This window comes from Desulfitibacter sp. BRH_c19 (assembly GCA_001515945.1).
GTDB lineage: Bacteria > Bacillota > DSM-16504 > Desulfitibacterales > Desulfitibacteraceae > Desulfitibacter.
Genome location: LOER01000046.1, coordinates 193,051 through 207,175 on the forward strand (window position 1 = coordinate 193,051; position 14,125 = coordinate 207,175).

The following is a 14,125-nucleotide window of genomic DNA, read 5'->3' on the forward strand; positions in this document are numbered from 1 at the left end:
TTTATAAATTAGCATGTTAAAAATATGTTAAACAAAACGTGAAAACATAAAAATAATATAAAAATAAAAGGAGGGTAACCTCGGATTAGGCTACCCTTTTTTTACATTACTCATACACATTATGAAATTTATTTCAATCTTTTTATTTTTCTTCTTTATCATTATCTTCTATCTTAACTGCATCCTCTACATCCTTCACGGATCCCCTAAATTCACTAATTGCTTTGCCTACTGACTTGCCAACCTGGGGTAGTTTTCCTGCACCAAAGACAATTAGCACAATTACTAGAATAAGACCCATTTCCCATGGGCCAATTGGTAATATTCCAAACATTTTAAAAATCATCCCCCTCATTTTAATTCATCTTAACCCTTACCCGTTTTTATAATTACTTCATCTTAAAAGTTTTCACCTAATGGAACATAATAACTTTAAATGTATTGTAGTATATATTTAAATTTTCTACAACTTCTTTATCAGTTAAAATTAAAATTATAATGGCTTGTACTTATAAAACAGGAAATATTGCAAATTTATCAATTGTGCAGGAAATTTGTAGAAAATAATCGAAGTTACTCTTATTAATAAATTTTCATAAGTGGGTGTATAATATGGCACAAAGTATTGTAACAATAAAAGGAACTCCTAAGTGTTTAGTAATACATATAGACACTAAATATGATTTTGCAGACATTAAATCAGCATTAAGGAAACACATCAACCATGCTAATGGTTTTTTTGTAGATGCAAAATATAGATTTCAAACATCTCCTGGTTCATTGACAAATGAACAGTATATAATTCTAGAACAAGTTTGTTCTGAATGTGGTCTGATCCCTATACCAAGTTCTGAAACTACTGTTCCGGAAAATAACACTTCTGGTGACGAACAAAAGGGCCTGGAAATGATCTTAGGTGTATCTGATGATGAACTAGAGCAACAAAGTCACTTCATCTCTAAGAACATTCGTAACGGCGAAAAGCTCTCATTTAAAGGCAATGTAATATTACTAGGTGATATTAATCCTGGTTCTGAAATAGTAGCATCAGGAAATATAGTAGTGATGGGTTCTGTTAAGGGCATGGTCCATGCCGGTGCAGAAGGAGACCTTAATTCATTTATTATAGCTTCCATATTAGACCCATTGCAAATACGAATTGGTAAGCTTATTGCGTGTAAGCCTGAAAAAAACACTAGTATTAAAAAGCACACTCCTGAAATAGCACGAGTAGATAACAATCAGATAGTTGTCTTGCCATACTTAACAGGAGCTTTAGCACAGATTAGCTAAATAGTGAACTCGTTCAGCCAAAGCTGAACATCGGGGAAGCAGATGGAGACTCTACTCCACCTGATTTAGAGCCCACTTATAGAAATGGGAGTCTTTAATATTTTGGATAAACCTTAGATTAAATCTGGGGTTTATTTTTAAATTGAATAAACTTTTCTAGAGCCATATTTAACAAAGAAACCTTCCTGTTATCCAGTATTTTAATATTAGCATCATATTGATCTGCAATAATCTTTAGTTCATTTCCTGTCACTTTTAATTCAATTTTATTCAATGGAAAATTAATAGCTTTTACTCCACCAAAAAAGCTCTTTTTGAGAAGGTAGATACTTTTATTTGTCATAATAAGAGCACATTTTGTTGTAAGCTGTAAAGAAAATACTGTTACTTCTGTCATTTTTACACTATTTTTAAAAACCTTATCAAACTTTGGATATAAATTTTCTAAAAACTCATGCAAATGTTTCAACTCCCCCATGCTATTTCTATTCTATGTTTATTGTTCTTTGCCTTTAAATCATTAACCTTCTTTTAGATATAAAAAAAAGCCCTACTTGATGGGCTTTAATTTTTAAACTGGATGATAGGAGCTTTCTCCATTTCTAGGGCCTTCTAAGGCTATATTAAAATCTACCTTAACCTTTTCTGCCATTCTCTTTTCTAAAAATGGTTTTGCTACACTAGGAAATATTGCATAGGATAATATATCCTCTTCTTTTTCCATATACGGTGCTATTTCGTTTTTTGCCTGTTCTAAGCCTGGTTCCAATAAATCAGCAGGCCTGCACTCAATTACTTTTTCATCTCCTATTACCTTTCTGCGTACTTCTTCATTTATTCGAGCTGGAGGTTTTCCATATAAACCCTTTAAATACGCCTTAACTTCGTTTGTTGCCATTTTATAGCGTTCACCTACCAAAACATTTAGTACTGCTTGACTACCAACTATTTGACTAGATGGTGTTACTAGTGGTGGGAAACCAAAGTCCTCTCTCACTCTTGGAACTTCATCTAATACTTCCTGTAATTTATCTAAGGCATTTTGTTCTGCTAGCTGTGAATAGAAATTAGAAAGCATTCCTCCAGGTATTTGATATAGTAATACATTTGTATCTACACCATTTCCTGACATGTCAAATTGTGTATAGTTTTTTCTGATGCCTTTAAAGTATTCTGCTATCTCTGATAACAGTTCTAGATCTAGTCCAGTATCATATTCTGTATCCTTTAGTGCTGCAACCATTGTTTCTGTTGCTGGTTGAGATGTGCTCATCGCAAGACTTGAAATTGCACAGTCTATTACGTCTACTCCAGCTTCTACTGCTTTTAAATATGCCATGGATGCCATTCCACTAGTATAGTGGCAATGTAGCTGAATGGGAATTCCAACTTCTTTTTTAAGTCTTTTAACTAATTCATATGCCCCTGCGGGTGAGATCAAGCCGGCCATATCTTTTATACAAAGGCTATCGGCTCCCATTTCCTTTAAAGTTGTGCCTAGGTTAACAAAATGATCTACATCATGAACTGGGCTAATTGTATATGATAGGGTTGCTTGAACATGAGTATTGTGCTCTTTAGCAACCTCCATTGTTTTGGCCATATTTCTTGGGTCATTTAATGCGTCAAATATTCTAAATATATCTATCCCATTTTCGGCTGCTTTTTTGACAAAGAGTTCTGCAATATCATCTGGATAGTGCTTGTAGCCTACTAAGTTTTGACCTCTTAGCAACATCTGTAGCTTTGTATTTTTAAATACTTTTCTAAATGTCCTTAATCTTTCCCAAGGATCTTCATTTAGAAAACGCATACATGTATCAAATGTAGCTCCTCCCCAGACTTCTAAGGAGTGATAACCAACCTTCTCTAGCTTTTCTGCAATTGGCAACATATCTTCTATCTTCATCCTTGTTGCTAATAGTGATTGATGCCCATCTCTTAATGTTGTATCTGTAATTCCTACTTTTCTAGTCACCCTATTACACCTCCGATTAATAGTTCCAAGTATATTTTAACTAGAAGTTAATTCTATAGTACATTTAAGCGCTTGTTAATGTTCCATTTGAGCATAGTGTATTCCTGCATATTTAGCAAAGAATACAATATACATTTCCAGAAGCATGGAAGTAAGAAGCAGGAAACAGGAGACCGAATGCATCCATTTTTCATGCATCATACCTCTTGTATCCTGCCTCTTGATTATAGGGCTTTTGTAACGCCTCTATAGATGATTCCCCTTGCTGAATCAATGGTTATAGTAGAATTATCATCTAAACTCATTGCATTTTTACATCCTACTATCACAGGAACATTTATACTAATTCCAACAACGGCCGCGTGAGAAGTAATACCACCTTCCTCTGTAATAATTGCAACTGCTTTCTCCATGGCTGGGACATAGTCTTTGTCAGTTCCATGGGTAACAAGTATATCACCCTGGGAAATCTTCTCAACAGCGTCTTTGCCTGAGACTATTTTCTTAATCTTGCCTGTAACAATCTTGTTCCCTATTCCCGTTCCTCTAGCAACAATTTCTCCCACAATATGTACTTTTAGTAGGTTTGTTGTTCCAGGAACACCTACTGGTACACCAGCTGTAATTACAACTAAATCACCAAGTGAAATAATTCCTGATTCAAGAGTTCTTTGAACACCTTCAGTAATCATTTCATCAGTACCATTTGTTTCTCTAACCAATATTGGATGAACAGCCCATACTAAGCACATTTTTTTTGCTACCTTTAGATATGGAGTAGCTGCAATAATTTTCGCTTTAGGTTTGTATTTGGATACCATACGAGCTGTAAAACCAGAGGCTGTAGGAGTAATAATTGCTGATGCATCCAGTTCCAAAGCTATATTGCATGTAGAATAACTAATTGCATCAGTAACTGTCCTTTGTGGAAGGAGGTCCTTTTTGCCAAGTATCTCTTCATACTTTAAGGCAGTCTCTGTTCTTTCAGCAATTTTAGCCATTGTTTTTACTGATTGAACAGGATATTTTCCAGCTGCTGTTTCTCCAGAAAGCATAACTGCATCACTACCATCAAATATTGCATTTGCCACATCATTTGCTTCTGCTCGTGTGGGTCTTGGGTTTCTAATCATGGAATCAAGCATTTGTGTTGCTGTTATTACTGGTTTACCTGCCTTATTGCACTTTTCAATTAATGTCTTTTGCACAAGAGGTACCTCTTCTGGCGGTATCTCTACTCCTAGATCACCTCTGGCTACCATAATTCCATCCGAAACAGTTAGTATTTCATCTATATTGTTAACTCCGGCTTGATTTTCTATTTTTGAAATTATATGTATATCTGCTCCATATTCCTCTAATATCTTTCTTATTTCTAAAACATCTGAAGCAGTTCTTATAAAGGAAGCAGCTATAAAGTCAACCTCCTGATTAATTCCAAACAGTATATCATCCACGTCTTTTTCAGTAATGGCAGGAAGATTCACATGAACTCCTGGTATATTGACACCCTTACGACTAGATATTTCTCCACCATTGAGTATTTCACAATGTATTTCAGTATCTATCACTTTTTTAACCAAAAGTTCGATTAAGCCATCATCCAAAAGTATCTTATTACCAGGTGTTATATCTTTGTGCAATCCTTCATAGGATATGGATATTTTTTCAGGAGTCCCTTTAACTTCCTGAGTGGATAATACAATACTATTTCCTTCTTTTAAAGTAATCTTATCTCCTTCTATCATACCAGTTCTTATTTCAGGTCCCTTTGTATCTAGCATTATTGCTACTATTTTACCAGTCTCTTTTGCAGCCTGCCTAACCAGTTTAATTCTGTTTTCATGTTCTTCATGTGATCCATGAGAGAAATTCAACCTAGCCACGGTCATGCCCGCATCAATCATTTCACTTAATGCTCTAATATTCTCACTAGCAGGACCGATGGTACATACTATTTTGGTGTGTCGCATATATAAAAGAACCTCCTTTTGCCCTAGATTGCAAGGATACCAGCCAAATTAACTAAATCCAGATCTATGGGTTTTTTCTGTTTCAATACATAATCGATATCATAACTAACTATTCTATTTGCTTCTATTCCTACTACTTTAGCACTCTCACCCTTAAGCAATAGTTCTACGGCCTCAGCACCCATTCTACTAGCAAGCATTCTGTCATATGCCGAAGGTGTGCCTCCACGCTGTATATGTCCTAAAATAGCGTACCTTGTTTCAAGTTTCGTTAATCTAGTTATTTCTTTACCAACATCTATCGCACTTCCCACACCTTCTGCTAAAATAATTATGCTATGTAACTTACCTCTTTTTCTTCCTCTTTCAATTCTTTGAGCAACAGATTCCAAGTTGAGGGGGACTTCAGGCATCAAAATAGACTCAGCCCCACCAGCTATTCCAGCAAGTAGTGCAATATCCCCTCTATTTCTCCCCATAACTTCGATGATAAAAACTCTTTCATGGGAGGTTGCAGTATCCCTGACTTTATTTATTGCATCCACAACAGTATTTACAGCTGTATCTAGACCAATGGTAGCGTCTGTGCATGCAATATCATTATCTATGGTTCCAGGAATTCCAATGGTAGGTATTCCTAATTTAGATAATTCAAGAGCTCCCCTATAAGATCCATCCCCTCCAATTACAATTAATCCCTCAATGCCTGCTTTTTTAATCTGTTCTACTGCCTTTTCTCTTCCTTCAGGGCATAAGAATTCATCACATCTGGCCGTGTGCAAAATAGTTCCACCCCGATGGATAATATCTGCCACAGATCCGAGGTGCATATGAATTACTTCACCATGAATAAGTCCCAGATAACCTCTCATTACACCAACAACTTCTTTGTCATGATAAATGGCACTTCTAACAACAGCCCTAATAGCAGCATTCATCCCCGGTGCATCTCCACCACTAGTTAAGACTCCCATGGTTTTCACTATACCACCTCTTTTCCTAAATTAAATAGATAAAATGTTATTTATAATTTCATGGGCTTCTTCGGCTTCAGATTCTGGAACTAATATTTCTACCGCCTTTGACACGTTATCTGAATCATTGCCCAGTCCCCTTAGGTTTACCAAAAGGCCTTCGGCAATAAGCGCATCCTTTAGTTTTTCCGCTCTAGTCTTGTTTTGTGCGATATAGACAACAGTCCACATTTGGTACCCCTCCCCATTATTGATTTCGCTTAGGTTCCAGACTGGACACCACCGTACTCTGTTAAAATTTCAGCTTTTCCTCTAATCTTTATTGCTGATGTATGTTCAGTAAATTGAGCTATCACAACTTCACCCTTATCAAGTTTTTCACTATGATGAAACTTGGTATCTTTGCCTCTTGTTAAACCAATTATTGTGACTCCATTTTCAAGGGCTTTAATAACAACATACTTTTGTTGTGTTTCCTGGGTGTTTTCCATTATATCACTCCTTATATCTAAATTTATACTCCCCCGTATTACGCAATTAAATTCACCTGGTATTCCTTAATTTCTTATAAAGAGCCTTTGCAACATCCGTTGGAACTAACCCTTCTATACACCCCCCTAAAGATGAAACCTGTTTAATTACACTAGAGCTAAGAAATAAATAATCACTAGAAGTCATTAAAAATACTGTTTCTAAATTTGGAGACAATTTTTTATTCATTAAAGAAAGTTGGAACTCATATTCAAAATCAGAGACTGCTCTGATTCCTCTAATAATGGTGCAACAGTTTTCCTCCTTTGCAAAATCAACTAATAGTCCAGTAAATGGTTTTACTTCAACAGTAGGTAACTCCTTAAATTGAGATCTTAAAAGATCAATTCTTTCGTCTAAATTAAATAAGGTATTTTTAGCTGTATCTTCCGCAACTCCAATAATTATCTTATCAAATAATTTTGCAGCCCTATTTGCAATATCCAAGTGTCCATTTGTTACTGGATCAAATGTGCCAGGGTATATAGCTTTACGCATTTAACTAGCCTCCGTCAATTATTTTGAAGTTCATATCTTAGTTTTAAATTTCTTAATGAATCTATCAATTCTTTATTATGATTTACCCAAAGATTTTTATCAACAATTAATTTCTTGTTGAATCCAGCAAATTCTATATAAACAGGGATATCCCCGGAGTTACTTATTAATAACTTTTTTATGGATTCCAATACTTGTTTGTTAGAACTTTGGGTGCAGTAAATTATTAATGTCTGTTCAGAATCCTTTTCAATGGCTTTTATAGAACTTGCAATTACCTTCATCTCGTCATTTTGACAGCTAATCCTTCCTTCAATCCTTATAACACTGTCTTCTTTTATTAACCTGGCAAACTGCACTAATACTGAAGGAAATATAAGGCAGTCTACCGATCCTGTGTTGTCTTCTAACGTGACATAGGCCATTGCTTCTCCTTTTTTAGTAACACTTCTTTTTATGCGAGATACTACTCCACCAATTACTACAGTTGAACCTTCCATGTTATCAGTCAGTTCTTCTATGTTGTTTGATGTCTGACTACGCAAATTAGCCAGATATTCATTAATTGGATGACCACTTATATATAATCCCATTGTTTCCTTTTCCATAGCAAGTATATCTCTTTTACTAAATTCCTCCAAGTCTGGCATTTTTATTTCCCTAGCAAAATCTCCTCCACTCATATCGAAAAACGATAATTGACCACTTTTTAAATCATTTTGGTTTTTCTGTCCTATCTCCATAGCTTTATCCATTATAGCAAGGAGCTGTGATCGAGGTGTATTCAGATAATTAAAAGCACCACATTTAATTAAATTTTCAAGAACTCTTTTGTTCAAGCAACTAGAATCAACTTTACAGCAGAAATCAATTAAAGATGTAAAATTGCCGTTCTTTTGCCTTGAATTTATTATTCCTCTAATTGCACCTTCTCCTACATTTTTTACTGCAGCTAATCCAAAACGTATTTTATTTTCATGAACACTAAAATCAACAGCACTCTCATTTACATCGGGAGGAAGTATTTCGATCCCAAGCCTTTGACATTCTTCAATGTAAAATATATTTTTATCAGTATTGCCTATAATGCTAGATAATAAAGCAGCCATATATTCAGTTGGATAATTAGCTTTTAAATAGGCAGTTTGATATGCAACCAATGCATAAGCTGCTGAGTGGGATTTGTTAAAACCATATCCGGCAAAATATGCCATAAGATCAAATATTTCTTCCGCAATTTTCTCTTTGATAGTATTTTTTATACATCCCTCTATGAAAACCTGCTTTTGTTTTGCAATAATTTCTGGTTTTTTCTTACCCATGGCCCTTCTTAATAGATCGGCTTGTCCTAGTGAAAAACCTGCTAGGTCACTAGCAATTCTCATGACTTGTTCTTGATAAAGAATTACTCCATAGGTATCCTTTAAAATAGGCTCAAGTTTAGGGTGAAGGTACTTTACAGCAATTTCACCATGCCTGCTATTTATAAAATCATCAACCATTCCACTTCCTAATGGACCTGGCCTGTATAGGGCGACTAGTGCTATAAGATCACTAAATCTGTCTGGTTTCAAGTTCTTTAGGATAGCCCTCATTCCATCAGATTCTAACTGAAATACACCTGTAGAATCTCCCCTGCCAAGCATTTCAAATGTCTTTATATCTTCTAAACAAATATCATCTATGGCAATATCTATTCCTTTATTTTCCTTAAGAATTTCAACTGCATGGCCAATTACTGTTAATGTTCTTAAGCCCAAAATATCCATTTTAAGAAGGCCTATCTCTTCAACAGTTCCCATGGGAAATTGAGTAGTAACTACACCAGCTTCGTTGGCTTTTTGTACAGGAAGATAGGATATCATTTCTTCTTTGGAAATTACCACACCCGCCGCATGGGTAGAAGCATGACGAGGTAGCCCTTCCACTTCTATAGCTATATCCAAGAGTTCATGAACAGTATCATCTGACTCATATAGTTTTCTTAATTCAGTTGAGGTCTCGATAGCTCTTTGAAGAGTAATTCCCAATTCGTTTGGTATTAATTTAGCTACCTTATCAACTTCTGGCAGGGGAATATGTAAAACCCTGCCAACATCTCTTACAGCGCCCTTTGCCGCCATTGTGCCAAAGGTAATTATCTGGGCGACATGTTCTTGTCCATATTTTGTAGAAAGATATTCTATTATCTCTCCTCTTCTTTCGTAACAAAAATCAATATCTATATCCGGCATTGTAACTCTTTCTGGGTTTAAAAATCGTTCAAATAAGAGATCATATTTTAATGGATCAATGTTAGTAATTTTAAGAGCATAAGCAACTAAGCTACCTGCAGCTGAACCTCTACCAGGTCCCACAAGAATTTTTTGTTGTCTTGCATAATTTACTAAATCCCAGACTATTAAGAAATATCCTGGAAAATTCATTTTGTTTATAATGGATAGTTCATATTCAAGTCTATCTATAATTTCCTGTGAAACCTCAGAGTACCTCTCCCTTAAGCCCTGGTCACAAAGCTTCTTTAGATAGGTGGCTTCATCATAGCCTTCTGGAATAGAATAATCCGGTAGGTGAAACTCCTCAAATATGAATTCTAGATTGCATTTTTCTGCAATCTCTAGGGTATTAGTAAGCGCTTCTGGTACCTCTGCAAACAGTAATTCCATTTCCTCATAAGATTTTAAATAGAACTCATCAGTTGGAAACTTTAGTCGTTTCTCATCATTTATAGTTTTAGCAGTTTGAATACACAGGAGTATATCATGAACTTTTGAATTCTTTTTTAATACATAATGTGTATCATTGGTGGCTACCAAAGGAATCGAAAGTTCTCTACTCATATTAATTACTTCTCTGCAGGTTATTCTTTCTTCTTCCATACCATGGTCTTGAATTTCAAGGTAGAAATTATCTTGCCCGAATATATCCATGTACTCCTTTGCCGCATCATATGCAGCTTCTTTTTGACCCTTTAAAAGTAAGGAAGGTATTTCTCCAGCTATGCAGCCACTAAGGGCTATTAGACCTTCAGAATGCTCTCTTAAAAGCTTCTTATCCACACGAGGCTTGTAATAAAAACCAGATAAATAAGCATTAGATACTAATGAAATTAAATTTTGATAACCTATTTGATTTTGAGCAAGAAGAACTAAATGGTATTGGTAAGCATCAAATCCGGGATCCTTTTGAGTCCTTTCCCTTGGTGCAACATACACCTCGCAACCAATTAAAGGCTTTATGCCATTATTTTTGCACTCTTTATAAAAATCAATAATCCCATACATATTACCATGGTCAGTAATGGCTAATGCAGGCATTGCTAATTCTTTAGCTTTTGCTACTATGGATTTGATTCTTGAGCTTCCATCAAGGAGGCTGTATTCAGTATGATTATGTAAATGTACAAAGGACATGCTTAACCTCCATGTTTTCATCTAATTGCTACTTTAAATATTTTTCTTTAGAGATAAGCTGAATTCCTCTATATATTTGTAATCCTAAAATATTTATTTTTGTTGCTTATATTAAAGCATAGATTTATTGGCAGAAAAATATATTTCTACAAGGGAGATGATATTACAATGGATAGCTTTGGTGAAAAGTTTTTGCTAGTATTCTGTACATCTTTGGGTGTGGTAATAGGTGCATCACTAATAGGATCATTAGCTACTATTCTTACAGGTAATCCACCTATAAAAACAATGCTAAAAATAGCTACTGACATTAAAATATGGGCTATTGCAGCGGGTATTGGCGGTACCTTTACTACCATAGAGATTTTACAAACAGGTCTTTTTGAAGGACATTTTACAGTTGTTGTCAAGCAATTGCTTTATTTTGTAGCAGCCTTTTTTGGAGCTCAAATAGGTTACTCTATAATAGTCGCAGTTTCAGGTGGAAAATAAAATGAAATTTTATTTCTTCTCAAGTAAACAAACCATACAAAGGTTCTTATCATTATTTATTCTAGGTCTTATCATCGGGTCTTCATTTACTGTATTTTTGATTGGTTATCAAATAGATCAACTAAGCCTTGAGAATGATAGCTTGAAACATAAACTGGAAACATCTGAAGAGGAAATCAAAGAGTTAAATGAAAGTCTAATAAACAGAAAGTATGTTGTAACTTCAATTGAACCTATTATTAGCTTGGCGAACGAAGATTTGACTTCCTATGATAAGGAAAGCTATTCATTAGAGATTGCAAAAATTATTAAGGAGTATTTATCCTCTCTCATAGGAAAGGAAATAGAGGATATTGATCATTCTCTAGTACCAGAAGTCCTTGAAAATAGGATGGTTCGTGTTGAAGATAAAAGTTTTGTTCTGGATGTAACCACAATCATTTTCTCTCAAAAGGTACTAGTATATGTAGTCGTGAACGACTACATAATGAACTAGTTCAGCCAAAGCTGAACATCGGGGAATCAGATGGAGACTCTAATCCACCTAATTTAGCCAAATTGGGGACATTCCTGGTTCTATTCACAGGTGTGTCACCTTTCCTTATTTTGAAGTAGGGGTCTTATCGCATATATAATATTTTGGATAAATTAAAGACAGAAGGTTTTAGTAGATACCTTCTGCCTTTATCTTTAATAATCTTTTATACTTGTCTTCTTTGCTTCCATGGGATTTTCCTCATTTTTGGTGTTTTCTACAAAGTCTTCTAGATGTGGCTGCCCTTCAATTGTAGACATAAAACCTGAGCCAATTTTACCTTCTCTAAATTGATCACTTTGAGGGTGATTTCCCTTGTCATGCTTTTTAAACTTTTTATTTTTCACAGATCTTCCTCCTAAACATTTATCAAAAAACAGATGCAGGAAACCCAATTCATCTGCATGTTTTTTATCTAAATTGTTTCAATCTCTGTGTCATCAAGCCTCCTACCCTACCACTTTCAGCCGCAGTTAAGCCGGACCATCCTACGTTTTGTACCTTTTCCATTAATCCAAGTTCATCAACAATTTCCATTTTCAGTTGGATAAGTAAATCTTCTTTATCTTCGTTATCATTAAGTGTCATTAAATGAGATCACCTCCCCTTGGTACTTATTATTACCAGGGAAGGTGAATATTATTAAATCTTAGATTTACTTACTGCTCGTCATCCTACAGACATCTGTTGAATTATTCAATCCCGGTATTATTCAACATTTAATATCTAGAATTTACTACAACAGGAACTGTAGCATCAAATGCAATTGGTGGAGCAAAATAAAAATCCTGTCTTTAAGCAGGATAGTAACAATGGTCGGGATGACAGGATTTGAACCTGCGGCCTCCGCGTCCCGAACGCGGCGCGCTACCAAGCTGCGCTACATCCCGATTTGTCCGATGACTAATGCCACTAGCTTGCACGGGTTCAGCTATGCCAGTTATCTAAAGTAAACTATTTTTGCCTCAATTATATCATTAATATTAAGCAAACCATAAGAAAAATACTTGCTTCGTCTTCTATCTGTAGGAGAACCCGGATTAAATAATAGCACATCTCCACTGAAAGTATTATATGCTTGATGACTATGCCCAAATATAATGCAGTCTACTAGCTCCCCTTTAAAGGCTTCAACTGCTCTTTGCAAAGTACTTCTACTATTACCATCTCCATGAGTAATTCCAATTTTAAACCCCTTTACATCTATAATTTGCTTCCTAGGATACTTGCTGTATATTTCCCAACCATCCATGTTACCGGAGACTGCCTTAACAGGTGCTAATGCCGCAAGTTCATCTAATACTGCTTCTTTGCATATATCACCTGCATGTATAATTAGATCTACCTTTTGAAAGGCATCAAAAACCTGCTTTGGTATTGTTTTAGCCCTATTGGGAAGATGGGTATCAGAGATTACACCTATTAACATCTTAATCATCTCCATAGTGAACTCGTTCAGCCAAAGCTGAACATCGGGGAATCAGATGGAGACTATACTCCACCTGGTTTAGAGCCCCCTTATAGAAGTGGGCTCTAAACCCATATATAATATTTTGGATAAACTACAAGTTATTAAAAGCACTGTTGTTTAACTAATTCCTTATAATATGTATAGATAGCCCTAGTAACTGTTCCTGGATTACCGTCACCTATAATTAGATTATTTATATGACTAACATAGGTTATTTCAAATGTGGTGCTGGTTACAAGAACCTCCTGTGCTGACCTTAAATCATCAATTAACAGTTTGTCTTCTTTGTATTGCAGGTTTCTATACTCTGCAATTTGTAGAACTATATCTCTTGTGATTCCTGCTAGTATTTTATTATATAACTTTGGAGTAACCAGAACTCCATCTATAACTGCAAATAAATTACTACTGCCTCCCTCATTTACTGTACCATCAGTTTCACACATTATTGCTTCTCCAGCGCCCTCTTTTCTGGCTGTCTTTTTTGCCATAATATTTGCAGTCAGATTTGTACTTTTTATCCAGCACTTTTTCCAGCGTATATCATCCACGGTTATCACTTTAATACCTTTAATTTCACGGGGTTCAGCTGACCTGCGAATGGTTATGACAAGATTTGGTTCTGGAGCTTTTTCAAGCAAATGAGACCTTGGCGCTGCACCAGGTGTAACTTGCATGTATATGTTTGCATATTTTAACTCAGCTCTATTAAGTAACTTTAAAATTTCTTTTTCGAGAAAATCAATGTCCCATGGAAAGCTTATTGCCATACCTATTGCACTTTTATTAAGCCTTTGTATATGAGGCCTAAGTGCAAAAGGTTTTCCATTATATACTTTTATAACCTCATATACTCCCTCACCAAATTGATATCCCCTGTCTTCAATATGCACATAAGCATCATTAATATTAGTAATTACACCTTTTATGTAAGCTAACTCTCCCATGGGTAAATACCTCCCCTATA

At 35.3% G+C, this 14,125-nt stretch carries 16 protein-coding genes and 1 tRNA gene; 3 read left to right on the forward strand and 14 right to left on the reverse strand.

The genetic code is table 11. The annotated features are described in order from the left end of the window. Nucleotides 1-142 precede the first annotated feature (142 nt). Nucleotides 143-334, reverse strand: a complete 192-nt coding sequence (locus tag APF76_10285) for a hypothetical protein (GenBank protein KUO49009.1) — start codon at nucleotides 332-334, stop codon at nucleotides 143-145. 278 nt (nucleotides 335-612) lie between these two features. Between APF76_10285 and APF76_10290 the strand changes: the two genes are divergently transcribed. Next, the gene (locus APF76_10290; protein KUO49010.1) at nucleotides 613-1,293 is read left to right on the forward strand and encodes a hypothetical protein; all 681 of its coding nucleotides are present in this window, start codon (nucleotides 613-615) and stop codon (nucleotides 1,291-1,293) included. A 118-nt stretch (nucleotides 1,294-1,411) separates the two neighbouring features. On the opposite strand, the gene APF76_10295 is transcribed toward APF76_10290, so the two are convergent. From APF76_10295 to dnaE, 8 genes are all read right to left on the reverse strand, one after another. After that, complete coding sequence (locus APF76_10295; GenBank protein KUO49011.1) at nucleotides 1,412-1,753, reverse strand: hypothetical protein; 342 nt, start codon at nucleotides 1,751-1,753, stop codon at nucleotides 1,412-1,414. Between the two features lie 111 nt (nucleotides 1,754-1,864). Continuing rightward, the gene (locus tag APF76_10300; GenBank protein ID KUO49012.1) at nucleotides 1,865-3,271 is read right to left on the reverse strand and encodes an oxaloacetate decarboxylase; all 1,407 of its coding nucleotides are present in this window, start codon (nucleotides 3,269-3,271) and stop codon (nucleotides 1,865-1,867) included. Nucleotides 3,272-3,495: 224 nt separating this feature from the next. Beyond that, a complete protein-coding gene (locus tag APF76_10305) occupies nucleotides 3,496-5,244 on the reverse strand; it encodes a pyruvate kinase (protein KUO49013.1) in 1,749 nt (582 codons plus the stop codon). 23 nt (nucleotides 5,245-5,267) lie between these two features. Next, nucleotides 5,268-6,227, reverse strand: coding sequence for an ATP-dependent 6-phosphofructokinase (locus APF76_10310; GenBank protein KUO49014.1), 960 nt, complete (start codon nucleotides 6,225-6,227; stop codon nucleotides 5,268-5,270). 21 nt (nucleotides 6,228-6,248) lie between these two features. Next, the gene (locus APF76_10315) at nucleotides 6,249-6,449 is read right to left on the reverse strand and encodes a glutamate decarboxylase (GenBank protein ID KUO49015.1); all 201 of its coding nucleotides are present in this window, start codon (nucleotides 6,447-6,449) and stop codon (nucleotides 6,249-6,251) included. Nucleotides 6,450-6,478: 29 nt separating this feature from the next. Continuing rightward, the gene (locus tag APF76_10320) at nucleotides 6,479-6,709 is read right to left on the reverse strand and encodes a transcription attenuation protein MtrB (protein KUO49016.1); all 231 of its coding nucleotides are present in this window, start codon (nucleotides 6,707-6,709) and stop codon (nucleotides 6,479-6,481) included. A gap of 52 nt (nucleotides 6,710-6,761) precedes the next feature. Continuing rightward, nucleotides 6,762-7,247 carry a phosphopantetheine adenylyltransferase gene (locus APF76_10325; GenBank protein KUO49017.1) on the reverse strand — a complete coding sequence of 162 codons (486 nt, stop codon included), beginning with the start codon at nucleotides 7,245-7,247 and terminating at the stop codon, nucleotides 6,762-6,764. Between the two features lie 14 nt (nucleotides 7,248-7,261). Beyond that, nucleotides 7,262-10,660 (reverse strand): DNA polymerase III subunit alpha, encoded by a 3,399-nt coding sequence (dnaE, locus tag APF76_10330; protein KUO49018.1) that lies wholly within the window; start codon nucleotides 10,658-10,660, stop codon nucleotides 7,262-7,264. 168 nt (nucleotides 10,661-10,828) lie between these two features. Between dnaE and APF76_10335 the strand changes: the two genes are divergently transcribed. Further along, on the forward strand, nucleotides 10,829-11,152 hold the full coding sequence (locus APF76_10335) for a hypothetical protein (protein KUO49019.1): 324 nt from the start codon (nucleotides 10,829-10,831) through the stop codon (nucleotides 11,150-11,152). A 1-nt stretch (nucleotide 11,153) separates the two neighbouring features. Beyond that, nucleotides 11,154-11,648 (forward strand): hypothetical protein, encoded by a 495-nt coding sequence (locus APF76_10340; protein ID KUO49020.1) that lies wholly within the window; start codon nucleotides 11,154-11,156, stop codon nucleotides 11,646-11,648. Between the two features lie 194 nt (nucleotides 11,649-11,842). On the opposite strand, the gene APF76_10345 is transcribed toward APF76_10340, so the two are convergent. The 5 genes from APF76_10345 to APF76_10365 all read right to left on the reverse strand — a co-directional run bounded on the left by APF76_10345 (nucleotide 11,843) and on the right by APF76_10365 (nucleotide 14,105). Beyond that, nucleotides 11,843-12,034: a hypothetical protein gene (locus tag APF76_10345; GenBank protein ID KUO49021.1), complete on the reverse strand. Its 192-nt coding sequence runs from the start codon at nucleotides 12,032-12,034 to the stop codon at nucleotides 11,843-11,845. Nucleotides 12,035-12,098: 64 nt separating this feature from the next. Beyond that, nucleotides 12,099-12,275: a spore protein gene (locus APF76_10350; protein KUO49022.1), complete on the reverse strand. Its 177-nt coding sequence runs from the start codon at nucleotides 12,273-12,275 to the stop codon at nucleotides 12,099-12,101. Between the two features lie 225 nt (nucleotides 12,276-12,500). Continuing rightward, a tRNA-Pro gene (locus APF76_10355) sits at nucleotides 12,501-12,577 on the reverse strand. A gap of 50 nt (nucleotides 12,578-12,627) precedes the next feature. Beyond that, on the reverse strand, nucleotides 12,628-13,116 hold the full coding sequence (locus APF76_10360; protein KUO49023.1) for a phosphodiesterase: 489 nt from the start codon (nucleotides 13,114-13,116) through the stop codon (nucleotides 12,628-12,630). Nucleotides 13,117-13,259: 143 nt separating this feature from the next. After that, nucleotides 13,260-14,105, reverse strand: a complete 846-nt coding sequence (locus tag APF76_10365) for a hypothetical protein (protein KUO49024.1) — start codon at nucleotides 14,103-14,105, stop codon at nucleotides 13,260-13,262. Nucleotides 14,106-14,125: the final 20 nt, after the last annotated feature.